Source organism: Embleya sp. NPDC127516, from assembly GCF_044765325.1.
Lineage (GTDB): Bacteria > Actinomycetota > Actinomycetes > Streptomycetales > Streptomycetaceae > Embleya.
The window spans coordinates 457,838-482,757 of sequence record NZ_JBIWJT010000002.1; the positions used below are offsets into that span (position 1 = coordinate 457,838).

General features: G+C 73.3%; 22 protein-coding genes and 1 pseudogene. 8 read left to right on the top strand and 15 right to left on the bottom strand.

Annotated features, from left to right (window positions below; translation table 11 throughout):
• Positions 1-42 precede the first annotated feature (42 nt).
• Together ACIRL2_RS04540 and ACIRL2_RS04545 are read right to left on the bottom strand one after the other, a co-directional pair.
• On the bottom strand, positions 43-567 hold the full coding sequence (locus ACIRL2_RS04540; RefSeq protein ID WP_395868243.1) for an HD domain-containing protein: 525 nt from the start codon (positions 565-567) through the stop codon (positions 43-45).
• A gap of 22 nt (positions 568-589) precedes the next feature.
• A complete protein-coding gene (locus tag ACIRL2_RS04545) occupies positions 590-1,390 on the bottom strand; it encodes a L,D-transpeptidase family protein (RefSeq protein ID WP_395868241.1) in 801 nt (266 codons plus the stop codon).
• Positions 1,391-1,649: 259 nt separating this feature from the next.
• On the opposite strand from ACIRL2_RS04545, the gene ACIRL2_RS04550 reads away from it, so the two are divergent.
• Positions 1,650-2,579, top strand: a complete 930-nt coding sequence (locus tag ACIRL2_RS04550) for a Gfo/Idh/MocA family oxidoreductase (protein WP_395868239.1) — start codon at positions 1,650-1,652, stop codon at positions 2,577-2,579.
• A 45-nt stretch (positions 2,580-2,624) separates the two neighbouring features.
• On the opposite strand, the gene map is transcribed toward ACIRL2_RS04550, so the two are convergent.
• Complete coding sequence (gene map, locus ACIRL2_RS04555) at positions 2,625-3,392, bottom strand: type I methionyl aminopeptidase (protein ID WP_395868237.1); 768 nt, start codon at positions 3,390-3,392, stop codon at positions 2,625-2,627.
• 47 nt (positions 3,393-3,439) lie between these two features.
• On the opposite strand from map, the gene ACIRL2_RS04560 reads away from it, so the two are divergent.
• Positions 3,440-3,706, top strand: a complete 267-nt coding sequence (locus ACIRL2_RS04560; protein ID WP_395868235.1) for a helix-turn-helix domain-containing protein — start codon at positions 3,440-3,442, stop codon at positions 3,704-3,706.
• 123 nt (positions 3,707-3,829) lie between these two features.
• Here ACIRL2_RS04560 and ACIRL2_RS04565 read toward each other — a convergent pair whose 3' ends face one another.
• Both ACIRL2_RS04565 and ACIRL2_RS04570 read right to left on the bottom strand, forming a co-directional pair.
• Complete coding sequence (locus ACIRL2_RS04565; protein ID WP_395868234.1) at positions 3,830-4,576, bottom strand: TetR/AcrR family transcriptional regulator; 747 nt, start codon at positions 4,574-4,576, stop codon at positions 3,830-3,832.
• Positions 4,577-4,613: 37 nt separating this feature from the next.
• A complete protein-coding gene (locus ACIRL2_RS04570; protein ID WP_402230102.1) occupies positions 4,614-6,188 on the bottom strand; it encodes an MFS transporter in 1,575 nt (524 codons plus the stop codon).
• Between the two features lie 206 nt (positions 6,189-6,394).
• On the opposite strand from ACIRL2_RS04570, the gene ACIRL2_RS04575 reads away from it, so the two are divergent.
• Entirely contained in the window at positions 6,395-7,258 is an 864-nt protein-coding gene (locus tag ACIRL2_RS04575; RefSeq protein WP_395868231.1) for a phosphotransferase family protein, read from the top strand.
• Positions 7,259-7,339: 81 nt separating this feature from the next.
• Here the strand turns inward: ACIRL2_RS04575 and ACIRL2_RS04580 are convergent, their stop codons facing one another.
• Entirely contained in the window at positions 7,340-8,953 is a 1,614-nt protein-coding gene (locus ACIRL2_RS04580; RefSeq protein ID WP_402230105.1) for an MFS transporter, read from the bottom strand.
• Positions 8,954-9,163: 210 nt separating this feature from the next.
• Between ACIRL2_RS04580 and ACIRL2_RS04585 the strand changes: the two genes are divergently transcribed.
• Entirely contained in the window at positions 9,164-9,838 is a 675-nt protein-coding gene (locus ACIRL2_RS04585; protein ID WP_395868227.1) for a TetR/AcrR family transcriptional regulator, read from the top strand.
• On the opposite strand, the gene ACIRL2_RS04590 is transcribed toward ACIRL2_RS04585, so the two are convergent.
• Together ACIRL2_RS04590 and ACIRL2_RS04595 are read right to left on the bottom strand one after the other, a co-directional pair.
• Positions 9,835-12,414 (bottom strand): ATP-binding protein, encoded by a 2,580-nt coding sequence (locus tag ACIRL2_RS04590; protein ID WP_402230294.1) that lies wholly within the window; start codon positions 12,412-12,414, stop codon positions 9,835-9,837. The genes ACIRL2_RS04585 and ACIRL2_RS04590 overlap by 4 nt on opposite strands.
• 696 nt (positions 12,415-13,110) lie before the next feature.
• A pseudogene (locus tag ACIRL2_RS04595) lies at positions 13,111-13,866 on the bottom strand (BTAD domain-containing putative transcriptional regulator); the annotation flags it as partial.
• Between the two features lie 257 nt (positions 13,867-14,123).
• Between ACIRL2_RS04595 and ACIRL2_RS04600 the strand changes: the two are divergent.
• Complete coding sequence (locus tag ACIRL2_RS04600) at positions 14,124-14,999, top strand: alpha/beta fold hydrolase (RefSeq protein ID WP_402230107.1); 876 nt, start codon at positions 14,124-14,126, stop codon at positions 14,997-14,999.
• A 54-nt stretch (positions 15,000-15,053) separates the two neighbouring features.
• On the opposite strand, the gene ACIRL2_RS04605 is transcribed toward ACIRL2_RS04600, so the two are convergent.
• Together ACIRL2_RS04605 and ACIRL2_RS04610 are read right to left on the bottom strand one after the other, a co-directional pair.
• A complete protein-coding gene (locus tag ACIRL2_RS04605; RefSeq protein ID WP_395868224.1) occupies positions 15,054-15,716 on the bottom strand; it encodes an HAD family hydrolase in 663 nt (220 codons plus the stop codon).
• Between the two features lie 63 nt (positions 15,717-15,779).
• Positions 15,780-17,402, bottom strand: coding sequence for an acyl-CoA dehydrogenase family protein (locus tag ACIRL2_RS04610; protein ID WP_395868222.1), 1,623 nt, complete (start codon positions 17,400-17,402; stop codon positions 15,780-15,782).
• A 142-nt stretch (positions 17,403-17,544) separates the two neighbouring features.
• On the opposite strand from ACIRL2_RS04610, the gene ACIRL2_RS04615 reads away from it, so the two are divergent.
• Complete coding sequence (locus ACIRL2_RS04615) at positions 17,545-18,387, top strand: SDR family NAD(P)-dependent oxidoreductase (RefSeq protein ID WP_402230110.1); 843 nt, start codon at positions 17,545-17,547, stop codon at positions 18,385-18,387.
• Between the two features lie 120 nt (positions 18,388-18,507).
• The gene (locus ACIRL2_RS04620) at positions 18,508-19,335 is read left to right on the top strand and encodes an MOSC domain-containing protein (RefSeq protein WP_395868218.1); all 828 of its coding nucleotides are present in this window, start codon (positions 18,508-18,510) and stop codon (positions 19,333-19,335) included.
• Between the two features lie 154 nt (positions 19,336-19,489).
• On the opposite strand, the gene ACIRL2_RS04625 is transcribed toward ACIRL2_RS04620, so the two are convergent.
• Positions 19,490-20,098 carry a helix-turn-helix domain-containing protein gene (locus ACIRL2_RS04625; RefSeq protein WP_402230113.1) on the bottom strand — a complete coding sequence of 203 codons (609 nt, stop codon included), beginning with the start codon at positions 20,096-20,098 and terminating at the stop codon, positions 19,490-19,492.
• A 61-nt stretch (positions 20,099-20,159) separates the two neighbouring features.
• Here ACIRL2_RS04625 and ACIRL2_RS04630 point away from each other — a divergent pair, with 61 nt between their 5' ends.
• On the top strand, positions 20,160-20,831 hold the full coding sequence (locus ACIRL2_RS04630) for a B3/4 domain-containing protein (RefSeq protein ID WP_402230116.1): 672 nt from the start codon (positions 20,160-20,162) through the stop codon (positions 20,829-20,831).
• 7 nt (positions 20,832-20,838) lie between these two features.
• On the opposite strand, the gene ACIRL2_RS04635 is transcribed toward ACIRL2_RS04630, so the two are convergent.
• From ACIRL2_RS04635 to ACIRL2_RS04650, 4 genes are all read right to left on the bottom strand, one after another.
• Positions 20,839-21,258 carry a YchJ family protein gene (locus ACIRL2_RS04635; RefSeq protein ID WP_402230119.1) on the bottom strand — a complete coding sequence of 140 codons (420 nt, stop codon included), beginning with the start codon at positions 21,256-21,258 and terminating at the stop codon, positions 20,839-20,841.
• Positions 21,259-21,292: 34 nt separating this feature from the next.
• Complete coding sequence (locus ACIRL2_RS04640) at positions 21,293-21,847, bottom strand: TetR/AcrR family transcriptional regulator (protein WP_395868214.1); 555 nt, start codon at positions 21,845-21,847, stop codon at positions 21,293-21,295.
• Positions 21,848-21,921: 74 nt separating this feature from the next.
• Positions 21,922-23,181: an MFS transporter gene (locus tag ACIRL2_RS04645; protein ID WP_395868212.1), complete on the bottom strand. Its 1,260-nt coding sequence runs from the start codon at positions 23,179-23,181 to the stop codon at positions 21,922-21,924.
• Between the two features lie 164 nt (positions 23,182-23,345).
• Positions 23,346-24,797 carry a M1 family metallopeptidase gene (locus ACIRL2_RS04650; RefSeq protein ID WP_402230122.1) on the bottom strand — a complete coding sequence of 484 codons (1,452 nt, stop codon included), beginning with the start codon at positions 24,795-24,797 and terminating at the stop codon, positions 23,346-23,348.
• Positions 24,798-24,920: the final 123 nt, after the last annotated feature.

The window sequence follows — 24,920 nt, forward strand, 5'->3', positions numbered from 1 at the left end:
TACTGGTCGTACTGGTCGTCATGACCGTGCCGGTCGTGCCGGTCAGAGCAGCAGCGTGTCGGTGTCTATCGAGGTCAGGAAGTCGTCGAGGACCTGGAAGATTTCCCACTCGGGGCGGCCGGAAGCGGTCGCGAGCAGCGCGACCAGGCCCTGTTCCAGGGCCTCGACGCGCTTGCCCTTCCATGCCTTGTCGGCCAGGCTCACGAGCAGTTCGTCCGGATCGTCGGGATTCCATGCCGCGTGGGTGCGGGCGAAGCGGGCCCGGGCGGGCGGGACGCCCTGGGCGGTCAGCAGGTCGTAGCCCGCCTGTTCGTGGCACGAACCGGGCCCGGCCAACTCCTCCGGATGCAGGGTCTTGCCGATGTCGTGGGTGGCGGCGCCGAACAGCACCGCGTCGCGGTCGAAGGCCAGTTCCGGGCAGGTCGCCGCGACCCAGTCGCACAGCCGGTACGCGACGTCGTGCACGATGCGCAGGTGTTCGACCAGGCGTGGGCAGGGGGTGAGTTGATCCAGGAGAGTGGCCACTTCGGCGGGCAGCGGACGGAGCTTGGCGGAGGTCACCCGCACAGCGTAGGAGTCCGCCGAGGCATCAGGAAGCGGGCCCGCCCAGGGTCAGCGTCCACGCGTCGCCCATCAGCACGACCGGGTGCGCCGCCGGATCCAGTGTGCGCAACAACTCCACGACCCCTTCGGCGGGCAGCGTCACACAGCCGTGGGTCGGGCCACCGTGGTCGATGTGCAGCCAGATTCCGCCGCCGAACGCGTCGCCGCGCGGGCGCTCCGGGTCCAGCGGAGAGGTGCCGCGCACCCGGTTGTAGTCGATCGCGATCACGTGGTCGAACGTGCCCGCCAGGGGTTCTCCGGCGAAGCCCGTGCCGTCGATGGCGAAGTCGTCGGATCGGTCGTACGACAGCCTGGTGCCGGGGTCGGGCTCCAGCCCGCCCGCGTCGGTGAGCGTGTACACGCCGATCGGCGAGCGCAGGTCGTCCACGTGGTGGTCGGGCGTCCAGCCGAGCCGGCCATTGTGCGCCGGCCACGTCCCCCGGGGTTGCCAGCCGTTCGGTTCGCGGGTCCAGAACGAGGCGGCAGCCGAGTCGCTGTCCCGGCTCTCGCCGACGACCAGCAACAACTGGGTGGTCTCGACCGGGATTTCGGCCGCCCAGCGGGGCCCGACACCGGGCGGGACGGCGATCGGCGGCGTGGGTGGCTCCGGGAACGGAACACCGGCCGGACCCGGGTCCGCTCCGCCGGCCGCGCCCACGCCGATGCCCGCCGCCGCGTTCGCGTGCAATTGTGCTCCGGCGGCGGCCGCGGCTCGGGCGGCGGGCCCGGCGAGCAGGGTGAGGGCGACCGGTGCGGCACGGAACAGCGAGCGTCGGGAGATCGTCATTCGTCCACGACTACCCGCTCTCCGGGAACCACTCGTGCAGGGTGGGCGGTGTGTCCACGGGCATCACCCGGTCGGCCGTGTCGGGTGTCACTCGTCCGTGGACGTGAGGTGACGTACGGCCGCGCCGATCGGGCCGGTGAACCGCGACCGTGCCGAACGGGCCCGCGTGCCGTCGGGTCGGCGGAGCCGGTTCGGGTGGGCGTGGTCTGATGGGCCTGGTCGGCTGGGTGGGTCGGGGTTCGGTGGTGGAAGGGGAAGTATGCGGGTCGGGGTGTTGGGAGTCGGGCGGATCGGGGCGTTTCATGCCCGGGCGTTGGGTGGGATCGAGGCGGTCGAGCGGGTCGTGGTCGCGGACGCGGACCACGCGCGGGCCGAGGCGTTCGCCGCGCAGGCCGGGGTCGAGGCGGCGGGGCTGGACAAGGTGTACGGCTTGGTCGACGCGGTCGTGATCGCGGCGCCGACGGCGGTGCACGTGGAGTTGTTGCGACGGGCCGCCGACGCCGGGTTGCCGATCCTGTGCGAGAAGCCGATCGCGCTCGACCCGGGGATCGCGGGTGATGCCGTCGGGTATGTGGAGGCGCGTGGCGCCGGGTTGCAGGTGGGCTTCCAGCGTCGGTTCGATCCGATGTACGTCGCGGCGCGCGAGGCGGTGCGCGCGGGCACGCTCGGTACGGTGACCCGAGTGCACGCGGTGAGTGTGGACCGCCGGCCGCCGCCGCCCGAGTTCGTGCCCACCTCGGGCGGGATCTACCGGGACACGCACATCCACGACTTCGACATCGTGCCGTGGGTCACCGGCGTGCCGATCGTCGAGGTGACCGCGATCGGCGCGAACCGGGGTGCGGCGGTGTTCGGCGAGAACGACGACGTCGACGTCTCGGCGGTGCTCTTCCGCCTCGCCGACGGCACCCTGGGCACCGCGCACGCGGGCCGCGACCACGAGCCGGGCTACGACGTGCGCCTGGAAGTGGCCGGCACGGACGGTACGCACGCGTGCGGCGGAGTCACCGAGGGCGACTTCCTCACCCGATTCGGCGACGCGTACCGCGCCGAACTCGCCGCCTTCGTGTCGATGGCCGCCGGCCGAACCCCGAGCCCCTGCCCCGGCCCGGCCGCCCTCGCCGCCCAGGCCGTCGCCGAAGCCTGCGTCGTCTCCCGCCGCGAGGGCCGCACCGTGCGCGTCGGGTAGCGGCTGCCGCGGGCCGCGCCCGTGGCTCGCCGCTGCCGCGGGAGGTCAGGGGAGGGTCAGGATCTCCGGGCCGGAATCGGTGATGGCGATGGTGTGTTCGATGTGGGCGGCTCGGCTGCCGTCGACGCTGTGGATGGTCCAGCCGTCCTCGGCGGTGAAGCAGCGGTCCTTGCCCCCGGCGATGAGCATCGGTTCCAGGGCCAGGGCCAGACCCGGGCGCAGGAGCATGCCCCGGCCCGGGCGGCCTTCGTTGCGCACGTGCGGGTCCTCGTGCATCGTGCGGCCGATGCCGTGGCCGCCCAAGTCCTGCGGCATGCCGTAGCCGGCCTCGCGGGCGACCGCGCCGATCGCGGCGGAGATGTCGCCGAGCCGACCGCCCGGGACGGCCGCCGCGATGCCCGCCTCCAGTGCGCGGCGGGTCGTCGCGATCAGTTCGAGGTCGCTCGGGCGCGGCGTGCCGACCGTGAAGGTGATCGCGGCGTCGCCGGTCCAGCCGCGCAGGGTCGCGCCGAAGTCGACGCTCAGCAGGTCGCCGTCGCGCAGCCGGTAGTCCGTCGGGATGCCGTGGACCACGACGTCGTTGACCGACGCGCAGATCACGCCAGGAAACGGCACCGGCGCGGACCAGGGTTTGTAGCCCAGGAACGGGGACGTGGCCCCGGCCTCGCGCAGCACCGCGTGTGCGACCTCGTCCAACTCCTTGAGCGACACGCCGATGGCGGCGGCCTTGCGGGTCGCCTCCAGGGCATTCGCCACGACACGGCCGGCCTCGCGCATCGCGGCGATTTCGGCTCGGGTTTTGATCTCGACCACGAGGTCCCTCCTCGACCAATTCTTATACCGGTATTAGTATCATGGTCATGGTCCGAACCCCACTGACCCCACTGGAGCGCGAGCGCGGCCTGCATCTGGGCGCGTTGTTGCGCGGTGCGCGCGGAGAGCGCAGCATCGGCCACGTCGCCATCGCGGCGGGTCTGTCGCCGGAAACGCTGCGCAAGATCGAGACCGGCCGCGCGCCCACACCGGCGTTCTTCACGATCGCCGCGCTCGCCCTCGAACTGGGCCTGTCCCTGGACGAGGTCGCGACGGCGTGCGCGATCCCGGACCCGGACGTGCTCTCGGCTTAGGTTCCGCCCGAGGCCCTGCCCCGTGCACGGGCCGGTCGCGTCCGCGGCTCGTCCCTGCCCACGGCCCGTCCCGTCCAGGCCCGGTCCCGCCCCGGGCCTCGGCGCCGTCCGGCGGGCTCGGGCTCAGCCGGTCGGTTCGCCCGCCCGGTCCACCGGTGTGCCCGGTCGGTGGATCAGTGCCTGGATGCTCGCGATCAGCAGGTCCACCGTGAAGGCGAACTGTTCGTCGATCGAATCCACCGGGACCGACGCGGCGATCCGGCCCGTGGTGGGCAGTTCGGCGCTCGCGGCCGGGCCCGGGGGCAACCACGCGGCGGGGGCGGCGTCCCAGGTCTCGGGGTCGAGGTCGGCGGGCGGAGCGTCGTGCCAGGCGTCGTTGAGCCGCACGAACGCCGCGACCCGCAGCACCAGTTCGCGGAAGATCCGGTTCGCGGTGACCAGGTCCAGGCCGATCGCGACCAGGAAGGTCAGGATCGCCTCGTTGTTGCGCAGTGTGCGTGGGTGGATCGCGGCGGTCAGGTTCTCGTCCACCGCGATGGTCACCGCGCGCGGGTGTCGGCGATACCACGCGCGCATCCCCGCGCACAGCTCGCGCACGCTCTCGGCCGGGCGGGCCGGGTCCAGTTCGGGTACCAGCCAGTCCGACTGCCAGGCCAGCGCGGCCAGTTCGAGTACGGCCCGGCGGTCCGTCGCGTAGTTGTACAGCGCGCGCGGCGACACGCCCAGGTGCGCGGCGAGCGAGCGCATGGTCAGTTCCGCCCCGCCGTCGCGCGCGACCAACTCCAGCGCGGCTCGGCCGATGCCCTCACGGGTCAGGGTCGGTCGACCGCCGCGATGGGTGGGGCGCTTGCGGGTGGGGCCGGTGGACATGACGCCCAGGATAGGCCGGGCCGATCGGCGACCCGCGTCACGCCGGGGCATCCCGGGGGACCAGGTCGCGTTGGCGGACCAGGATCAGTGCGACGGCGGCGGTGGCCAGGGCGAGCGCCGCGACGCCGTACATCACCACCGAGGCGCCCGCCGCGTACGCGTGCTCGATCGCCCCGGTCACCGCCTCGCCGCCCCGGGCCGGCGTCAGATCCCGGACCCGGTCCGCGTCGCCGTTCCGCGCGGCGGCCACGATCCGTTCGCGGACCGCGTCCGGGACCCCGGCCCGCGCGCCGACCACCGCGTCGAACCGGGCGGCGAACGGCACGCCCAGCACCGCGATCCCCACCGCCGCGCCGATCGGGAACAGCCCGTTCGCCGTTCCGGACGCCATGCCGGCCCGCTCGGCCGGCACCGTGTTCACCGCGATCGACATCACCGGACTCGACGCGAGGCCGCTGCCCACGCCCCACACCAGCAGTCCCGGCAGGAAGTCCGGCCAGGACGCGTCGGGGGAGAAGCTCAGGCCCATCAGCAACGCGCCCAGCGCGAGCGTGGCGAAGCCCGCCGCGATGATGTGCGCGGCGGCGAGCCGGCTTTGCAGACGCCCGGCGACCAGGCCCAGGCACAACTGCGGGATGAAGATCGGCAGCAGGAGCAGGCCGGAGGACAGCGGGCTCAGGCCCAGCGCGCCCTGGAAGTAGAGCAGGAAGTACACCGACGAGCCGACCGTCACGAACCGGGACAGGAACGAGATGGACAGCGCGCCGACGAAGGTCGGGATGCGGAACAGGGCCAGGTCCAGCATCGGCGCGGGCACGCGCCGCTCGATCGTTACGAAGGCGGTCGACAGCAGTGCGGCCGCCGCGAATCCACCCACCGTCAGCGGGTGGGTCCAGCCCTGTTCGGCGCCGCGGGTGACGGTCAGGTTGAGCAGGCCCCACATGGCCACCAGGGTCGCCGCGCCCACCCAGTCGATGCGACCGGCCGACGGTGCGGGCCGGTCCCGGGGCAGCCGGGTCGCGGCGAGCGCGAACGCGCCGATCCCGATCGGGACGTTGACCAGGAACATCCACCGCCAGTTCGCCACGTCCACCAGCACGCCGCCGAGCAGCGGGGCCACCGCCGCACAGGCGCCGAGTGTGGAACCCCAGGTGGCGATGGCCATGTTGCGTCGCTGCCCCTGGTACGCGTTTGCGATCAGCGGCAGGCCGGTGGCCAGGAGCATCGCCGCGCCGATGCCCTGGACGCCGCGAAAGGCGTCCAGGACCAGGACGTTCGGGGCCAGCCCGCAGGCGAGCGAGGACAGCGTGAACAGCGCGATGCCGGTCAGGAAGACCGGACGCCGGCCGATCCGGTCGGACACGCTGCCGGCGGTCTGGAGGAACGCGCCGAAGGTGAGCGAGTAGGCGACGATCACCCACTGGAGGCCGGCCAGCGACCCGTTCAGGTCGTCCTGGATCCGGGGCAGGCCCACCGACACCATCGTGATGTCCACGACCAGCAGCACCGAGGCCACGGTGACCAGGAACAGCACCACGCGCGAGCCGTCGGCGGCCCCCGTCGGGTCGGTCGGATCCGTTGTACTCGCGGTATCTGCGCGTGCGTCGGCCACGCCGCCACCCCCGGGAATCGAAACGAAGTAAGGCTTGCCTAAGTCATCCTGGCAAGTGCGTGTGCTTAAAGTCAACGTGTGTGAAATTCAAGCTCGGCGGTCGGCCTGGCAGGCTTGTCCGCGGATCGCCGCGCGCGGCGGGTCGGGGTCGCGATGCGGGGCTCGGCCGGACGCGCGGCCGACCCCGACGAACAGGAGCCCCGCCCGTGCCCGTGCCCATGCCGAACGCCGAGACCCTCGTCTGGGTGCGCGAACTCGTCGGCGACGTCCCGATCGAGCCCATGGGCGAAGGCGCCAACCGGCTGTACGGCGTCGGCGACCTGGTTCTGCGGGTCTTCCACAATGCGGAGCGATTGACCGCGGACCCGTGGTACCGACCGGAGCAGGAGGCTCGGGTGCTGCGATTGCTCGCCGATACCCCGGTCCCCGCACCGGAGTTGATCGCGGCCCGACTCGAGGGCCCGGCTCCGGCGCTGCTGACCACGCGCGTTCCCGGCGCACCGGAGCCGCCCGCCGACCCGGCCGTACTGCTCCGGCACGCCGCCGAGTTGCTGGCGACCATCCACGCGGTGGACCCGGGCGACGCGGGTTCGGCGGAGTACGCGCCCTACTACGACCCGGCGGTCGACGGCGCGCGGACCGTGCCGACCTGGACCACCCGCCCGCACGTGTGGCGGCGCATGCTCGACGCGCTGGCCGAGGAACCCCCGTACGCAGCAACGGGTTTCATCCACCGCGACTTCCACGCCCAGCAACTCCTCTGGGTGGGCGAGCGGATCGGCGGCGTCGTGGACTGGACCACCGGCTGCGTCGGTCCGCGCGGCATCGACCTGGCCCGGATCCGGCTCAACCTGGCGCTGAGCCACGGGGTGGCCGTCGCCGAGGAGTTCCTGCCCGCGTACGCCGAGGCGTCCGGTCGGACCGACGACCACCACCCCTACTGGGATCTGCTCGACGCGGGCGACGCGCTGCTGGACTGGCCGGAGCCCAAGACCCGCGAGGAACTCGTCGAGTGGCAGCGCTTCGAGGCGTGGGTCGGCCGCGCGGTACGGACCCTGCCCAGGGGCTGAGGCGGTCCGAGACCGCGGACCCGGGACAGCCGAAGGGCGGCCGACGCGAGGTCGACCGCCCTTGTCCGGTGTGCCGCCGACTCAGCCCACCGACTCCTTCTCCCGCTCCGGCGTGTCGACACCCGCGTCCGTCACGTCCGCGCGCGCGGCCTGGGTGCGGGCCCGGTTCGGCAGGATCAGACCGACCAGGACGGTGCCCGCGGCGAGCACGATGCCGCCGACCAGGCTGGTGTGCGCGACCGCCTGGGTGAACGCGTGGTCGGCGGCCTGGACCAGCGCCTGTGCCTGCTGCGGACCCGCGACGCGGCCGACCTGCTCGGCCGCGGCGAGCGCGCCGCCGATCGAGTCCGTGGCCACGTCCATCGCGGCCGGGGGCAGCTTGCCGTCGACGGCCTCGGTCAGCTCCGACTCGTACGAGGTGGCCAGCACCGAGCCCAGGATCGCGATGCCCAGCGCGCCGCCCAGTTCCACCGCGGTGTCGTTGACGCCGCCGCCCGCGCCCAGTTCGTTCTCCGGGAACGAGCCCATGATCGCCTCCGTGCAGGGCGACACGCTCAGGCCGATCGCGACGCCGAGCAGCAGCAGCGGGGCGAGGAAGTCGCCGTAGCCCGAGCCGTCCGAGACGCGCGTCATCAGCAGTACGCCGACCGTGCCCAGCGCCATGCCGGTGGTCACCGTCACGCGCATGCCCAGCCGAGGGGTGAGTTGCCCGGTGGCGATCGCGCCCAGGCACACCGCGCCGGCCAGCGGGAGCAGTCGCACACCGGTCTCCAGCGGGGTGTACCCGAGCACGAACTGGAGGTGCTGGGTGAGGAAGTAGATCGCGCCGAAGGTGCCCAGGAAGAACAGCAGGACGGCGAGCATCGAGCCGGAGAACACCCGCTCGCCGAACTTGCGCAGGTCGAAGATCGGGCGCGGGTGCCGCAGTTCCCAGGCGATGAACGCGCCCAGACCGATCACGAAGACGACCAGCGCGGTCACCGGGCCGGTGCCCCAGCCGAAGTGCGGGCCCTCGATGATCGCGTACACCAGCGAGCCCAGCGTCGCGATCGAGAGCGCGCCGCCGACCAGGTCGAGTCGGCCGTAGTCGTGCGCCTTCGACGGCGGGACCACGAACAGGGCGGCGACCACGGCGATCAGCGCGACCGGCACGTTGATCAGGAATGTGGAGCCCCACGCGTGGCTCTCCAGCAGCCAACCCGCGAGCAGCGGGCCGAGTGCGATGGCCAGACCCGAGGTCGCGGTCCACGCGGTGATCGCCTTGGCCCGCTCGCTGCGCGGGAAGGAGGCGACCAGCAGGGACAACGTCGCGGGCATGATCACCGCGGCGCCCAGGCCCATCACCGCGCGGGCGATGATCACGCCCGAGGTCGAGTGCACCAGGGAACCGCCGACCGAGCCCGCGGCGAAGATCACCAGGCCGGTGATCAGCGCGCCGCGCCGGCTGTACTTGTCGCCGATCGCGCCCAGGATCAGCATCAACGCCGCGTACGGCACGGTGTAGGCGTCGATCACCCATTGCAGGTCACGCCCGGACAGGCCCAGGTCGCGGGTCATGTCGGGAGCGGCCACGATCAGCGACGTGTTGGCCATGACGATGATCAGCAGGCTCAGGCACAGCACGCCCAGGGCCCACCAGCGGCGTGAGTACGGCCGTTCCATCCGGTCGACCGGCGTGGTGGCGAATACGGACATCGGAACGCCTTTCGGAGCAGGCGGCCGGCGCAGCCGCAGTACTTGCACAACGATGTGCAACTTAGTTGATTGCACAGTGCTGTGCAAATATGGGGGAACGAGTCGGGGCGAATACGACGATTCGCCGCTGTGCTGCTTCGGTGTGTCGCGTCGCTGCCGTCGGGAGCGGATTTCTGGCAGGCTCCAGGTCACCCCAGAGAGGAACGCGCGATGCAGACGAAACCGGGAGCCGAGCCGGCTCCGGCCGGAGCCGGCCACGAGGAGGCCGGGTCCGCCGCACCGCCGCGTCGGCGCAACGCGCAGTCCAACCGGGAGCGCATCCTCGCGGTGGCCAGGACCGAACTGATCCGTGACGCGGACGCGTCGATGGACGACATCGCGCGGGCTGCGGGCGTGGTGCGGCGCACGGTGTACGGGCACTTCCCCAGCCGCGAGGCACTGGTCGCGGGGCTGGCCGAGGAGGCCCGCCGGGACATCCTGGGCGCGGTCGAGGACGCGACGCGGAGCGAGGACTCGCCGGATCAGGCGCTGGCCCGGTTCGCCCTTGCCGCGTGGCGCGGCGGCGATCGATACCGGCTGCTGATCAGCTTCGCCCAACGCAATCTGGGCGACGGCGGGATTCCGGCGATGCTGGCTCCGGTACGGGAACGCTCGATCGCGCTGATCACCGCCGGACAGCGGGCGGGCGTGTTCGCCGACCACCTGCCCGCGCCGGTGCTGGCGCTCGCGCTGGAGGGCATGTGTGTCGCGCTGCTCCAGGGGGTCAACGAGGACATGCGGGTGACGGCGGCGGACCAGGCGGTGGCCTCGCTGGTGGCGCTGGGCGTGCCGGCCGAGCGGGCGATCGACGTGGTCGCGCGGGTCGTGGCGTCGGACAGGGCCTAGGGCTCGGGGTCTGCCCGGGTTGCGGGACCGATCCGGTCGTCGCCGGATTCGGTCAGGGCGGCCCGGATCGCGGTGATCCAGTGTGGTGCCGCGACGTGGTGGGCCAGGTCCAGCGCCCGTCGGTAGTGTTCGCGGGCCTCGGCGGGGCGGCCGGTCGCGGCGCACAGGTCGCCCAGGTGTCGGGCGACGGGTCCCAGGGTGAGCAACCCACTGCCCGCGCCCGCCAGTTCGGCCGCCGCGGGCAGCAGTGCGGCGTGGATCAGGGCCATCGCGGGCCGATCGTCGAGCGCGACGGCGGCCCGGGCGGCCAGGCACAGACGGGCCTCCAGGAGCAGGTCGCGCGGTGACTCGGGGAGCCGCCGGAACGCCTCGGCCGCCGCGTCCCGGTGCCCGGCCGCGAGCAGTTCGAGGGGGCGGATCCACGGCGTGTCCGGGCCGGGCGCGACCTCCGGTGTCGGCTCGACCGGGCGATCGGCCTGGACTCGCAGGCAGGCGAGCGCGAACGGCAGGAAGCCATCCGCCATTCCGAGCATTCCGGTCCCCGGCAGCCGGGCCGCGAGCTTCCGGTACGCGGCCGCCGCCCCCGGGCGGTTCGCGACGGTCAGCCGCAGCGCGGCGTAGCCGTCGGTGAACACGGACACCAAGGGGAGCTCGTAGCGCTCGGCGATGTGGTCGACCGACGCGGCGTGCCGGTCGGCGGCGGCGAAGTCGGCCCGGGCGGTGTGTGCCTGGAGCAGGATCAGATGGGCGAGCACCTCGAACGCCGGCAGTTGCCGACGGTGTGCGAGGTCGAGCAACTCGGCACCGATCGCCGCGCGTTGGGCCGCGAGGCCGGCCCGTTCGAAGGTGTGCAGGAAGCGGCCGTCCAGCGCGAAGGCGAGCAGGGCCGGGTCGTCGACGCGGCGCGCGATCGCCTCCGCCTCGCGGGCCGCGTCCCGACCCCGGTCGCCGGTGGCGCCGCGCAGCTCCAGGGCGAGCGTGCTCAGCAGCCGGCCGCGTGCCTCGTCCGCGTCGGGAGGCAGTGCGGCCAGGGTGCGTTCGGTGGCCACGACGATACGGCGGGCCGATTCCGGATCGTCGGTGCGGGGCCAGATCGCCGGCACGTCGAAGGCGCCGATCACCCGTGCGGTCCGCGGCGCGTCCCCCAATTCCTCGGCGGCGGCGACGGCTTGGTCCCGATGCCGGCGGGCCGCGCCCAACTCGCCCGCGAAAGCCAGCGCCCGGACCAGGCCCATCACCGCGTCCAGTCGGGCCCGGAGGCGGTCGGCGGTGGAACCGGCCTCGGCCGAGGCGTGATCCCACGCGTCGACCGCCGCGCGCCACCACCGGGCCGCCTCGTGCGGAGCGAACCGCCGTTCGGCCCGTTCGGCGGCGGCCCGGGCGTAGTACGCGGTGCGTTCGGCCGGCACCCGGCCCTCGGCCCGAACGAAATGGTGGGCGAGCGCGTCGACATCCTCGGGGCGCAGGCGTTCCAGGGCGTGTGCGGCGGCGGCGTGCCGGCGGGCGCGGCGGGCGCGCGGCAGGTCGGCGTACAGCGTGTCGCGAACCAGGGCGTGCGCGAAACGCACCCGGTCCGGGCCCGCGTCGAGCAGGAAACCGGCCGGCAGCGCGAACTCGACCGCGTCCAGCGTGGCCTCCTCGTCGCCGGTCAGTGCGATCAACAGGTCCAGGTCGACGTCCAGGCCGAGCACGGCGGCGTGCCGGAGCACCGCGCGGGACGCCTCGGGCAGACCGGCCAGCCGATGCCGGATCACGTCCCGCACGCCCACCGGGACGTCTGCGAGCGCGTCGGCGTGCGCATCGGAGTCGGCGAGCAGCCGGGCAAGTTCGCGGACGAAGAACGGATTGCCCGCGGTGCGCCGGTGGATCGCGCGCGCGGTCGGGTCGTCCACATCCCGACCGGCGGCGGCCCGGACCAGCTCGCGAACGTGCGGTTCGGGCAGCCCGGCCAGTTCGACCCGGATCGGCTCGGCGCGCGCGATCCGGCCGAGGGCGTGCGCGAGTGCGGTGGAGACCTCGGTGTCCCGGTAGGTGCCCAGCACCAGCACCGGGCGGTCGAGGGGGTGTGCGGTCAGCGCGGTGAGCGCGGCGAGGGTCTGCTCGCCGGCCCAGTGCAGGTCGTCGAGAACCAGCAGGAGCGGCCCGTGCGCGGCCACCTCGGACAGGTGCGCCACCAGCGCCAGGTAGCGGTGGAACCGGGCGGCGGCCGGATCGGTGGGCGGCCGATCCGAATCGGGGTCGGCGGCGCGCGGGTCGAACGGGCGGCCGGTTTCGGCGCGCGACGGGTGGGGCGGGTGACCGGCCTCGGTGTGCGACGGGCCGAACGGGTGGCCGGCCTCGGCGAGTTCGGTGCCGATCTCGATCCACGGCCAGGCGGCGGGCGCGTCGGCGTACTCCGCGCTCCGCCCCCACGCCGTGGTCCAGCCGCGCTCGGCCAGGTGCCGGGTCAGCGCCTGGGCCAGCGCGGTCTTGCCCGCGCCGGCCTCACCGGAGATCAGCGCCGGCCGGAGCCGGCGGCGCGCCGCGACGGATTCGGCGGTCGCGGCGAGCCGGTGCAGCTCGGCGCCCCGACCCACGAAGAGCGCGTCGGGCGACGGCGCGCCCGTGATGGCCGGAGGCGCGGGTACGGGTGCGGGTACGCCGGCGCGGGCGGGACGGCCGTTCGGGTCGGGGGCAGGACGTGCGTCCCGGACCGTCGCCGCGCCTGCGGGCGGTGTGGTGCGCGGCTTCCGGTCGCCGGTGGGACACGGGGGCGACGAGGGCGGCGTGACGCGCGGTGGCGGGCCGTGCGGCTGCGCCGGCGGGTCGCCGGGGGTGGGTTCGTCGGGCGAGTGCGCGGGCGGTGCCGGGGTCCCGGTGGTGTACGAACGCGGCCGGTCATTGCCGGGATTGTGCTCGTCGGGTGAGTGCGCGGGCGGTGTCGGGTGTGGTGCCGGACTCTCGGCGGGGTGCGGGCGCGGCGGGTTGCCGATGGTGGGTTCGTCGGGCGAGTGCGCGGGCGGTGCCGGGGTCTCGATCGGGTGCGGGTGTGGTTGGTCGGCCGAGGTGCGTTGGTCGGGCGAGTGCGCGGGTGGTGCGGGGCTCTCGGTGGCGTGGGAGTGCGGCGGGTTGCCGATGGTGGGGTCGTGGGGTGGGTGCGTGGGTGGTGCCGGGGTCTCGATCGGGTGCGGCTGTGGTTGGTCGGCCGAGGTGTGTTCGGCGGGTGGGTGTGTCGGTGGTGTCGGGTGTGTCGGCCGTGCGGCTCGGCTGTACGGGAGGCGGGTCGTGCGGTTCAGGTGTGGTGCCTGGCGGAGGATGTCGGTTTCCAGTCGGCGCAGGTCGGGGCTCACGGTCAGGCCCAGTTCGGTGGCGAGTGCCCGGCGGGTTCGGCGAAGCAGTGCGAGGGCCTCGGTCCGGCGGCCGGTGCGGTACAGCGCCAGCGCGAGCAGGGCCCAGGCATCCTCGCGCCACGGGTGTTCCCGGACATGCGCCTCCAGGTCCGGCACCGTCTCGGCGGCCCGGTTCAGGGCGAGCGCGGCGCGGGCCCGCCGTTCCACCGCGAGCAGGCGCAGCTCGTCGAGTCGGGCCACCTCGCCCAGCGCCCAGGGCTGTTCGGCGAACTCCGCGTAGGCGGGTCCGCGCCACAGTGCCAGCGCCGCGGTGATCCCGGTGAGCGCGGGGTGCGGCCGGTCGGCGTCGAGCAGGTGTCCGCATTCCTGTACGGCCGCCTCGAATCGCCACGCGTCCACCGCGTCGGGGGCGGGCCGCAGCGCGTAGCCGGGGCCGGCGGTGACCAGCAGGCCGGCGGGTGCGCGCGGGGCCCGGTCGGGCTCGACGGCCCGGCGCAGCGCGGAGACGAAGGTGCGGATGGTGGCCACGGCGCTCGCCGGCGGGTCCGTCCACAGGTCGTCGACGAGCCGGTCGACCGGCACGACCCGGCCGCGGGCGATCAGCAGCCGGGCCAGTACCGCGCGATGTCGGGGGCCCTTGAGGTTCACCGGTGCGTGCGCGTCCTCGGCGGTCACCGGGCCGAGTACGACGAAGCGCACCGACGACGTCACGCCACACCCTTCTCCGGTCCCGCCCGATCCCGGCCAACCTATCCCGGAGCCGGCGAACACCCTGCTCGGTGCGGTGCCAGGCGCGTCGCGGACGCCGGATCGGGGTCGGGTCCGATGCCGCCGGCGGCGGTCGCGCCGACGTCGCTCATCGGGTGCTCATCGATCGCTGATCCGCGGGCCGCAGGCTGGAGCAGTTCGAGATCCGCCGTGCCGACCCGGTCGGCACGCCCACCGAAGGAAGACCGATGACCCTCAGGATTCCCGATTTCGACTACCGCCGGGTCGCCGTCGACGACGGCGTCGCGCTCAACGTCGCCGTGGGCGGGGCGGGCCGCCCGGTCGTGCTGTTGCACGGCTTTCCGCAGACCCATCTGATGTGGCGGCATGTCGCGGCGGACCTGGCCGCCGACCACACGGTCATCTGTCCGGACCTGCGCGGCTACGGCGACAGCGACAAGCCGGTGGACCGGGACGGGCTGACCTACGCCAAGCGCACGATGGCCGCGGACGTGGTGACGCTCGCCCGCGCCCTGGGCCACGAGCGGTTCGCGCTGGCCGGCCACGATCGAGGTGCGCTGGTCGCGTTCCGGACCGGGCTCGACCACCCGGGCGCGGTCCGCCGATTGGCGTCGTTGGACGTACTGCCGACCCTGGACATGTGGGACGTCCTGCACGGCACCTCGGCCGCCGTCGGCTTCCACCTTTATCTGATGGCGCAGCCGGTCGGGCTCCCGGAGCAGTTGATCGCCGGCAGCCCGGACGCCTTCTTCGGCCACTTCCTGGACCTGTGGAGCAACGATCCGGCGGCGATTCCGGCCGACGTCCGGGCCGCCTACCTGCGGGCCTCGCGGGAGGCGATCCCCTCGATCGTGGCCGACTACCGCGCGTCGGCGCTGATCGACGTCGAACACGACGAGGCGGATCGGCGGGCGGGGAATCGGCTGCGGATGCCGGTGGCCGTACTCCAGCAGGACTGGGGTGCCGCGTTGGGCTTCGACGCGGCGGCGCGCTGGCGGGCGTGGGCGCCGGACCTGCGGCACACCACGATGTCGTGCGGACACTTCATGGCCGAGGAGGCGCCCGCACAGGTGGCCGGCACCCTGCGCGAGCTCTTTCGCTGAGCGACCCCGGCCCCAACCCCCGAACGGGGACGCGGCTCCGAATCGACGTACGGATCAGCCCAGGTCGGTGATCAGGGCGGGCAGGTCGCGCATGGACTTGAACACGGTGGTGCCCGGACCCTCCAGGAGGTGCGGCGCGATCAGGTCCGTCGTGTAGGCGAAGGCGCGCATCCCGGCCGCGCGGGCGGCGAGCAGGCCGTTGACGCTGTCCTCGACCACGACGCAGTGCTCGGGGGCCACTCCCATGCGGCGGGCGGCGTGCAGGAAAACGTCGGGTGCGGGCTTGCCGTGGGCGACCTCGGTGGCGCTGAAGATGCGGCCGGCGAACCGCTCGTACAGCCCGGTGCGGCCCAGGGTGTGCGCCATCTTGTCGTGGCCGCCGCTGGACGCCACGCACGTGGCGAGACCGAGTTCGGCGAGGGTGTCCACGGCGTACTCGATGCCCTCGACCGGGCTCAGCGCGGCGTCGACCTCGACCCGGTGCCGGCTCTCGAAGCCGCGTGTCCACTCGGCGGCGGTGTCCGCTCCGACGCGCTCGGCGATCTGCTCGGCGATCGCCGCCGAGGAGCGGCCGACGAAGCGCTCGACCACCTCGGCCGGGGTGAGCGGCCAGCCGTGCTCGGCGCCGAGCGCCACGTGTACGCGGATCGCGATCGGCTCGCTGTCCACCAGGACGCCGTCACAGTCGAAGATCACGAGTCGAACGGAGTTGATCATGACCGGAGCCTAGAACGGCGCCTCCTCCGTGCGGAGCGGGGGGCCGGAGCCCCGGGGCGGCACCTACACCTCCCGCACCCGAGACAACAACGCGCCCGTGTCTGTGCCCGCCGGGAGGGTGCCGAACGCGTGGCCGCCCTCGCGGGCCAGGCGGGTGGCGCAGAACGCGTCGGCAGCCGGGCTCGCCGCGCGCACCAGTAGCGCGCCCTGGAGCACCACCGCCATCGACTCGACGATCCGCCGGGCCCGGAACTGCGCCTCGTTCGGGTCGGCCAGTTCCTTGCGCAGCGCCGCCACCGCCTCGTCCAGTCGGTGGTCCGCGCCGGCGGCCGAGTCGATCTCGGCGAAGAAGGCGTCCACGCACGCCGGTTCGCGGGCCATCGCACGCAACGCGTCGAGCGCGGCGACGTTGCCCGAGCCCTCCCAGATCGACACCAGCGGCGCCTCGCGGTACAGCCGGGGCAGCCCCGACTCCTCCACGTAGCCGTTGCCGCCCAGACATTCCAGCGCCTCGGCCGCGTGCGCCGGGCCGCGCTTGCACACCCAGTACTTCGACACGGCGACCGCGATCCGGCGAAACGCCGCCTCGCCCGCGTCCCCGCGCAGCGCCCGATCGCCGGCGCCGGCCAGCCGCAGCGCCACCGTGGTCGCGGCCTCGGACTCGATCACCAGGTCGGCCAGTACGTTGCGCATCAGCGGCTGATCGATCAGCGCCGCGCCGAACGCCCGTCGGTGCGCCGCGTGATGCGCGGCCCTGACCGCGCCGACCCGCATCCCGCACGCGGCCCCGATCACGCAGTCGAGCCGGGTGGCGTTGACCATCGTGACGATGGTTCGCACGCCCTGGCCCTCGGCGCCGATCAGGCGGGCGTACGCGCCCTCGTACTCGATCTCCGCCGACGCGTTGGAGCGGTTGCCGAGCTTGTCCTTGAGGCGCATCAGGTGGAACGTGTTGCGGCTGCCGTCCGGCAACACGCGCGGGACCAGGAAGCAGGAGAGTCCGCCCGGGGCCTGGGCCAGGGTCAGGAACAGGTCGGACATCGGCGCGGAGGTGAACCACTTGTGCCCGGTCAGCCGGTAGGAGCCGTCCGCCGAGGGCACCGCGCGCGTGGTGTTGGTGCGTACGTCCGAGCCGCCCTGCTTCTCGGTCATCGACATGCCCGCGATCAGCCCGAGCTTGCCGGCCGGCTCGCGCAGTCCGAAGTCGTAGCGGCGCGAGGCCAGCAACGGCTCGTAGAGTTCGGCCAGTTCCGGCTGCACGCGGAGCGCCGGCACCGAGGCGTAGGTCATCGAGATCGGGCACATGTGGCCCGCCTCGACCTGGCTCCACGCGTACAGCTTCGCCGCGCGCGCGACGTGCGCGCCCGGGCGGTCCTCGCGCCACGGGCTCGCGTGCAGGCCGTGCTCCACCGCGACGGTCATCAGCTCGTGCCACGCCGGGTGGAACTCGACCTCGTCGATCCGGTGCCCGTGGCGGTCGTGGCTGCGCAGGATCGGCTCGTGCTCGTTGGCCAGCCGGCCCCACTCCTGGGCCGGTTCCTCCCACGCGCGCAGCCCGAGTCCACGGACCTCGGCCTCGGCCCAGCCGGCGCCCTCACGATGCAGCGCCTCGTACAGCGCGGGATCGGCGGCGGTGTCCCGCGCGGTCGGAGCCGGGACCTGGTTGGTGACCTCGTGCGTCGACATGTCCAGCAGTCAAGCAGCGCTACGCGTCGGTAACAAGACCGGACGCGCACTGCTCGGCACGTGTCGCGCGCGGTCCACCGCGGGATTCGACGGATTCGAAGATTTGCTGGATTCTGTCAAGGTAATCCGGCATGGTCGGCGCATGCCTCAGCACACTCCCGTCGCCTTCGTCACCGGTGCCAGTCGCGGAATCGGCCGTTGCGGCGCCCTCGCCCTCGCCCGCGCCGGCTACGACGTGGTGCTCACCGCCCGTACCGTGCGCGAAGGGGAGGGGCGCGGCGGGCCCACGTCGTCCACCGCCGATCCCACGCCGTTCGCGATCCCCGGCAGTCTGGAGACCACCGCCGGCGAGATCGAGGCGCTGGGCCGGCGGGCGCTGCCGATCCGGATGGACCTGATGGACCGGCAATCCATCCTCGACGCGTGCGACACCGCGCTGGACACGTGGGGACGCGTCGACCTGCTCTTCAACAACGCCATATACCAAGGCCCCGGCGCGATGGACCGCATTCCGGACCTGCCGATCGAGGCCGCACAGAACCTGCTCGTCGGCAACTACCTGCACCAACTGGTGCTGATCCAAAGGTTGTTGCCGCACCTGCTGGAGCACCCGCGCAGTCACGTGGTGAACATGACGTCGGGCTCGGTCCGACTCGATCCGCCCGGTCCGGCCGGCGCGGGCGGCTGGGGGGTCGGCTACGCCGCGTCCAAGGCCGCGTTCGGGCGGGTCGCCGGCGTGCTGCACGCCGAGTATCGCGAGCGCGGGCTGCGCGCCTTCAACGTCGACCCCGGTTTCGTGCTCACCGAATCCCAGAAGGCGCGCGGATCCGGCGGCCACCTCCAGGCCAACTTCACCGCCGCCACGCCCGACATCCCCGGCGAGATCGTCGGCTGGCTGGCCACCGCCGAGGAGGCCGACGCACACGCGGGCACAACGGTGTTCGCCCAGCGGGTGTGGAAGGAACTGCACCCGGCGGACGCCTGAGCGGCGCGGTCGATTCCGCCGCCCACCGTTGTGTGCGAGCGATCCGCGCCGCGCGACGAGAGGAGCGCGCGGGGGTGGGCCGGCGGGTCCGGGCGAGCACGCCGTGGATAGGGTCGGGTGATGGCCACAGTCGTCGAACTCACCTACTACCCGATCAAGGGTTGCGCCGGGACGTCGTGCGATCGGGCGCTGTTGACCCGCGCCGGACTCGCCCACGACCGCGCCTTCATGGTGGTCGACACGAACGGCGTCTACCGCACCCAGCGCCGCGATCCGCTCCTGGCGTCGATCCGCCCGGAGATCGACACCGCCGGTGAACGCCTCACCCTGCGCCGGACCGGCGTCGCCCCGGTGACGATCGACGTGGACACCGCCGGTGCCCGGCGCGACGTGGACCTGTTCGGCAACCCGTTCCGGGGCATCGACCAGGGGGACGCGGTCGCCGAGTGGATCTCGGACGCGCTCGGCGTGGGCAGCCGGCTGGTCCGGGTGCCGCCGGAGCACGATCGGGTGACCGACGGCGCGATCCCGGGCACCGCCGGATACGCGGACAGCTCCCCGTTGCACGTGCTCTCCCGCGGCTCGCTCGACCTGCTCAACGCGCGACTGGCCGAGCAGGGCGAGGCGCCGCTGCCGATGAACCGCTTCCGGCCGAACGTCGTGGTCCAGGGGTGGCCCGAACCGCACACCGAGGACCGGCTCCGGCGGTTCGGCGTCGGCGAGGCGGAACTGGGCTACGCCAAGCTCGCGATCCGCTGCGCGGTCACGATGGTGGACCAGGTCGCCGGGACCAAGGCGGGCCCCGAACCGCTGCGCGCCTTCGCCGGCTACCGCCGCGCGGCTCAGGGCGGGGTGGCCTTCGGCGCCAAGTTCGCCGTGCTGCGCCCGGGCAAGTTGTCGGTGGGCGACGAACTGGTGGTCGGCGAGTGGGGCACGGCCGAGGTGTAACTCGCGGCGGGACGAGCGGTGGAAGCGCCGGGGTTGACGCCGCCGCCGGGCCGGCCGGGGTGGAGTCGGCCGAGGCCGGGCGGCTCGGGTCCGCAGAGAGCGAGCGGGCAGGGAGCGGGTGGGCGGGGGCGGACGGGCCGAGAGCGGGCCCGAGTCAGCCGATGTCGGGCCGGCTCGGCAGGAGCACGACGCCGACGAACCGGGCGGTACTCGCGCCGTCGTTGCGGTAGGAGTGCGGCCGGTCGGCCGCGAAGCGGGCGCACCCGCCGGCCGGGACGTCCACCCGCTCGCCGGCCACCTCCAGGGTGAGCGTGCCGTCCAGGACGGTGACCAGTTCGCGGACGCCCGCGCCGTGCGCCGCGCTGACGTGCGCGTCGCCGGGAGCCAGCGTCCAGCGCCACAGCTCGGCCGGGACGGGCGGGTCGCTGCCGATCAACAGGTCGCCGTGGCCGCCGTGTTCGCCCTGCCACAGCCGGGTTCCGCCGCCTGCCGGGACCACCTCGACGACCGGCGCCGGCGCCCCGTCGACCAGGCCGGTCAGCGGCAGGCCGAGCGCGTCGGCGATCCGGGCCAGGGTGAGCACGCCCGGGTTGCCCCGGCCCTGCTCGACACCCACCAGGGCACCCTTGCTCAGGCCGCTGCGCGCCGCGAGCGCCTCCAGCGACCAGCCGCGCGCGGTGCGGGCGGCCCGGACGTTGGCCGCGATCGCGCGGCTGACCGCGGGTTGACCGGGATCGGCCAACAGGTCATTATTCTGCTCCATGCGGTCTACTGTAGTGGACCGCGGCTCGACCGGTCGCCCTGTCGCGGAGGAGAACCCGAACGTGCTCACGTCCATCACCATCGACCCGGCCGTGCACGCGCTGCGCCCCGACGCGGTCGTGCTCGCCCTGGTCGCCACCGGACTGCCGGGCGGCCCCAGCGACGACGGCTCCCGCGCCGCGCTGGCCGAGGCGACCCTGTCGCTGCCCACCACCCCGCCCGAGGAACATCCGAACGTGGCCGCGTGGCGACAGGCGTACCGTGCCTTCGGCGCCAAGCCGCAGCGCACCCGCTGCTCGGTGGAGGCGCTGATGCGGCGCGGCGGGCTGCCCGAGGTCAACCGCCTGGTCGACCTGTACAACGCGGTCTCGGTGCGGCACGTGTTGCCGGTCGGCGGCGAGGACCTGTCGCGCTATCGCGGCGCGGCCCGGCTGATCCGGGCCGAGGGCACCGAGCCGTTCGAGGTCCTGGAGGCCGGGGTCCCCGCGATCGACCACCCCGCGCCGGGCGAGGTGGTGTGGTGCGACGACGAGGGCGTCACGTGCCGTCGATGGAACTGGCGCCAGTGTGTGCGCACCCGGATCACCGAGCACACCACCGACGCGCTGTTCCTGTTCGAGCGGCTGGAGCCGATGACCCTGGACGCGTTGCACGAGGCGGGCGAGGACCTGGCCAAGCGACTGCGCGACCTGTCCGCGTCGGTGCGGATCGAAAGCCGGCTGGTCGGCGTCTGACCGTTCGTCAGCGAGGCAAGGGGCCGACGTAGACCCAGGCGCCGTCGTACCGGACGAACCGGCTGTGTTCGCGCAGCGTGTCCTGCCGGCCGCGCTCGAGGTAGGTCGCGATGAACTCCACGATGCCCTCCTGGTGGAACGGCCCGCCGTCGGTGCTCGCGAGCACCTCCAGGCCCAGCCAGCGGGTGCGCTCGTCCAGGTCGAGGCGCTCCGGCCGGGTGTCGGGGTGCCACGTGCGCAGCAGATAGGCCGCGTCGCGCACGGCGAACGCGCTGTAGCGCGAGCGCATCAGCGCCTCGGCGGTGGGCGCGGGGGAGCCGGCGTGCCGCGCGCCGCAACACGCGCCGTAGGTGTCGGGCAGGCCGCAGGGGCAGGGCGAGGCGGCGGTGACGGCGTCAGGTCGGGGCCGCGGGGTGCGTCGGGACATGCCCCGATTCTGGCCCAACCGGAACGTGCCACGCCTACTCGGTGTGTTCCGGCGCCGAGGGGGTCGACGGCGCGGAGGGTGCCGAGGACCCCGAGGGTGTGGGCGGTGCCAGGCACGGCCCGGGCAACAGGTCGCGGATCATCGCCTCCCACTCGTCGGTGCTGGGCGGCGCGTCGGTGAGCAGGGCCTGGATGAGCAGCCCGTCCAGTGCGCCGACGAACACCCGGACCCGGACCGCGTCGGTGGTGAAGCGCAGCGCGAAGTCGGTGACCGCGGCCATCCAGTGGTCGGTGGACTCGCGCAACTCCGGTCGCCGCGCGGCGAGCAGGAACAGCTCGTACTCGGCGACCAGCAGGCCCGGCGACGTGCAGATGTGGTTCAGGTGTTCGGCCAACGCGCGCCGGGTGTCGCCGGGGGCGGCGGCGATCGAGCGCACGTGGATCGCGTCCGCGGTCATGCACGAGGTGAGCGCGGCGGTGAGCAGGTCGTCGACGCCGTCGAAGTAGTACGTGGAGGCGCTGGTGGGCAGGCCCGCCTCGCGCGAGACGGTGCGGTGGCTGACGCCGGCCGCGCCGTCTCGTTCGACCACCCGCAGGGTGGCCTCGATCAGCGCCCGGCGGCGGCGTTCGCCCTTGGCCCGGCGGCCGTCGACGGCTTCCTCGATCAGTGGGATTCACCTTCTCGTACGGGGGTGGCGCCGGTCGGCGGGCCGCCGACCGCGACGGTGGTCCCGCCCGCGCGCGGCGCGGTCCGGCGCAGCACACGGTATCCACCGAGGGCCATCGAGGCAGCGAGCAGGGCCGCGCCGACGGCGACGCCGAAGCCGGCCCGGGTCCCGAAGTGGTCCACGATCAGGCCGGACAGCGAGGAGCCGGCCGCGACGCCGATGCCGATGCCGGTGGTGGTCCAGGTCATCCCCTCGGTCAACCGCGCCGGCGGGACCAGGCGTTCGACCAGGCTGACGGTCAGGATCATGGTGGGCGAGATCGACATGCCCGCGAAGAACACGGCCACCGCGAGTGCGGGCAGGTTACCGACCAGCAGCAGCGGCAGGATGGTCACGGCGGTGATGCCGACGCTGATCAGCAACATCCGGGGCAGCGGGGAGGCGAACTTGAACGCGCCGAAGGCGATCCCGGCCAGGCAGGAGCCGGCCGCGTAGGTGGCCAACACGAAGCTCGCCGAGCCGCGTTGGCCGTGCTCCTCGGCGAAGGCGATGGTGACCACGTCCACGGTGCCGAAGATGGCGCCGATCGCGATCAGGGTGACCACGAGCACCTGGAGGCCGCGGATGCGCATCACCGACGTGGTCCTGCCGGCGGTGCGCGGGTGCGGCGGGGGCTCGGTGCCGCGCTGCACGGTGAACAGCAGGACGCCGATGGTGAAGAAGGCGATCGCGGCCAGCGGGCCCGCCTCGGGGAAGGCGGAGACGGAGAGCTGGACGGCGATGATCGGTCCGAGGATGAAGCACAGTTCGTCGACCACGGACTCGAAGGAGAACGCGGTGTGCAGGTGCGGCGAGCCGCGGTACAGGACCAGCCAGCGGGAGCGGACCATGGCGCCCATGCTGGGCATGCAGCCGGCGGGTATCGCGCACACGAACAGGGTCCAGGCGGGGGCGTCGTAGCGCGCGCAGAGCAGGAGCACGCCCAGCGTGATGACGCTGACGGCGGTGGCCGGGACGAGCACGCGGCTCTGCCCGTAGCGGTCCACGACGCGGGAGATCTGCGGCGCGATCAGCGCGGTGGACAGTGCGAAGGTGGCGGCCACGGCGCCCGCGAGGCCGTACTCGCCGCGCAGTTCGGAGAGCATGGTGACGATGCCGATGCCGGTCATCGAGATGGGCATGCGGGCGATGAAGCCGGCTGCCGAGAATCCCTTGGCACCGGGCGCGGTGAAGATTTCTCGGTAGGGGTTACGCACGGGAGTTCCCGTCGATAGGAAAATAAAGTGGGACGTTCGTTCCAGTTTCTATCACGGGGCGTGCGGTCCGCCAAGTCGCTTCGCGCCGGCGTCGGATGGGCCGGACGTGCGGACGCGGCGGTCGGGCCGGGGCCGACCGCCGCGTCATGGGGTGCCGCGGTGGCTCAGGCCGGGTCGACGGTCCAGTCCGGGTGTCCGGGCATCGGCGGCGTCTTCGCGCCGTACAGCCACGGGTTCAGGAACGGCGCGAGGTCGCGTCGGGCCACCTCGGAGGCGAGTTGGACGTAGTCCGCCGTGCTCGCGGCGCGGCCGCGGAAGCGGCTGGTCCAGGCACGTTCGATGTGGGCGAAGGTGTCCGCGCCGACCTCGATGCGCAGCGCGTAGAAGACCAGCGCCGAACCGTCGTAGCGCATGCGCTTGAACAGGTTGGGCTCGGTGGGCTCGGCCGGCGCGCCGGTGTCCCGGCGCCAGATGTCGTGTTGCCGGTAGGTGTCGCGCATCAGCGCCTCCAGGTTGGCGCCGCCGTTCTCCTCGCTGTAGACGCGCTCGTAGTAGCGTGCGTGCCCCTCGCTCAGCCACAGGTCGGACCAGCGCTCCATGGCCACGCTGTCGCCGGTCCACTGGTGCACGAGTTCGTGCACCATGTTGCGTTCGGCGTTGATCTTGTCGCCGAGCAGGTCGGCCTTGGGGATTAGGGACAACGACTGGGTCTCCAGCGCGACGCCGAGGTCGGTGTCCGCCACGAGCAGCCCGTAGCTGTCGAACGGATAGGGACCCAGCCTGCTCTCCACCCAGGCCAGATGACGGGGCGTCAGCGAACGGTACTGCTCGACCCGGTCGACCAGGTCCGGCGGAACCGCGTCGCGCAGCCGGGTGCCGTTGGTGGTCGGGCCGTCGATCAGCGTGTACTTGCCGATGGCGAGTTGGAAGAGTTGGCCCGCCACCGGCTGCCGGCTGTCGTAGGTCCAGCGGGTGCGGCCGGGTGCTACCCGGCGCTTGTGCGTGAGGGTGCCGTTGGACAATGCGGTGAGGTCGTCGGCGGCGGTGATGTTGACCGTGGTCCGGGCCCGCAGACTGGGGTGGTCGTTGCTCGGGAAGATCATCTTGGCGCCGTCGGGCTGCGGGTAGATCACCGTGCCGTCGGGCGTGGGAATCCAGCCGAACGTCTCGATCGCGTCGTCGCGGTGCCGCTGCTGGGTGGGGTCGGCGGTGTACTCGACCCGGACCGTGAACGCGCGGCCCTTGCGCAGCGGGCGGGTCGGGGTGATCACCAACTCGTCACCCTCGCGGGTGGCGGTCGCGGTCGTGCCGTCGACCGTGACCCGGCCGAGCGTGTTGCCCGCGAAGTCGAGGTCGAACCGGGACAGCGCCTGGGTGGCGGTGGCCTTGACGGTGGTGGTCGCCGGGAACGCCGCGCCGGGCGCCCGCCAGTCGAAGTCCAGTGTGTAGTGGTCGACGCGGTAGCCGCCGTTGCCGCTCAGCGGCAGCAGCGGATCGCCGATCCCGGGCGCGCCGGGAGTGGGCCGAGCGTCGCTCGCGTGCGCGCCGGCTGCGCCGGCCGCAGTGAGGGTGAGGGCGGTCGCGATGGCCACGAGGGCGTGTGATGGACGTCTCATGCGCCCCACCCTGTGCCGGCTTCGTCGCTCGCGGTAGTGCCCGACGCGTGCTTTCACTCGGGTGGCGTGGTCGGTTCGGGGAGTTTGCCCGGATTCTCGCTGATCGCACGAGGGAAACGGTTC

What these genes read in the sequence shown, in the direction of transcription:
- ACIRL2_RS04580 (WP_402230105.1), bottom strand. Translation starts at nt 8,953, where the DNA reads ATGTCCGTATTCGCCACCACGCCGGTCGACCGGATGGAACGGCCGTAC.
- ACIRL2_RS04610 (WP_395868222.1), bottom strand. Translation starts at nt 17,402, where the DNA reads ATGTCGACGCACGAGGTCACCAACCAGGTCCCGGCTCCGACCGCGCGG.
- ACIRL2_RS04620 (WP_395868218.1), top strand. Translation starts at nt 18,508, where the DNA reads ATGGCCACAGTCGTCGAACTCACCTACTACCCGATCAAGGGTTGCGCC.
- ACIRL2_RS04600 (WP_402230107.1), top strand. Translation starts at nt 14,124, where the DNA reads ATGACCCTCAGGATTCCCGATTTCGACTACCGCCGGGTCGCCGTCGAC.
- ACIRL2_RS04545 (WP_395868241.1), bottom strand. Translation starts at nt 1,390, where the DNA reads ATGACGATCTCCCGACGCTCGCTGTTCCGTGCCGCACCGGTCGCCCTC.
- ACIRL2_RS04605 (WP_395868224.1), bottom strand. Translation starts at nt 15,716, where the DNA reads ATGATCAACTCCGTTCGACTCGTGATCTTCGACTGTGACGGCGTCCTG.
- ACIRL2_RS04550 (WP_395868239.1), top strand. Translation starts at nt 1,650, where the DNA reads ATGCGGGTCGGGGTGTTGGGAGTCGGGCGGATCGGGGCGTTTCATGCC.
- ACIRL2_RS04585 (WP_395868227.1), top strand. Translation starts at nt 9,164, where the DNA reads ATGCAGACGAAACCGGGAGCCGAGCCGGCTCCGGCCGGAGCCGGCCAC.
- ACIRL2_RS04650 (WP_402230122.1), bottom strand. Translation starts at nt 24,797, where the DNA reads ATGAGACGTCCATCACACGCCCTCGTGGCCATCGCGACCGCCCTCACC.
- ACIRL2_RS04625 (WP_402230113.1), bottom strand. Translation starts at nt 20,098, where the DNA reads ATGGAGCAGAATAATGACCTGTTGGCCGATCCCGGTCAACCCGCGGTC.
- ACIRL2_RS04565 (WP_395868234.1), bottom strand. Translation starts at nt 4,576, where the DNA reads ATGTCCACCGGCCCCACCCGCAAGCGCCCCACCCATCGCGGCGGTCGA.
- ACIRL2_RS04635 (WP_402230119.1), bottom strand. Translation starts at nt 21,258, where the DNA reads ATGTCCCGACGCACCCCGCGGCCCCGACCTGACGCCGTCACCGCCGCC.
- ACIRL2_RS04615 (WP_402230110.1), top strand. Translation starts at nt 17,545, where the DNA reads ATGCCTCAGCACACTCCCGTCGCCTTCGTCACCGGTGCCAGTCGCGGA.
- ACIRL2_RS04560 (WP_395868235.1), top strand. Translation starts at nt 3,440, where the DNA reads ATGGTCCGAACCCCACTGACCCCACTGGAGCGCGAGCGCGGCCTGCAT.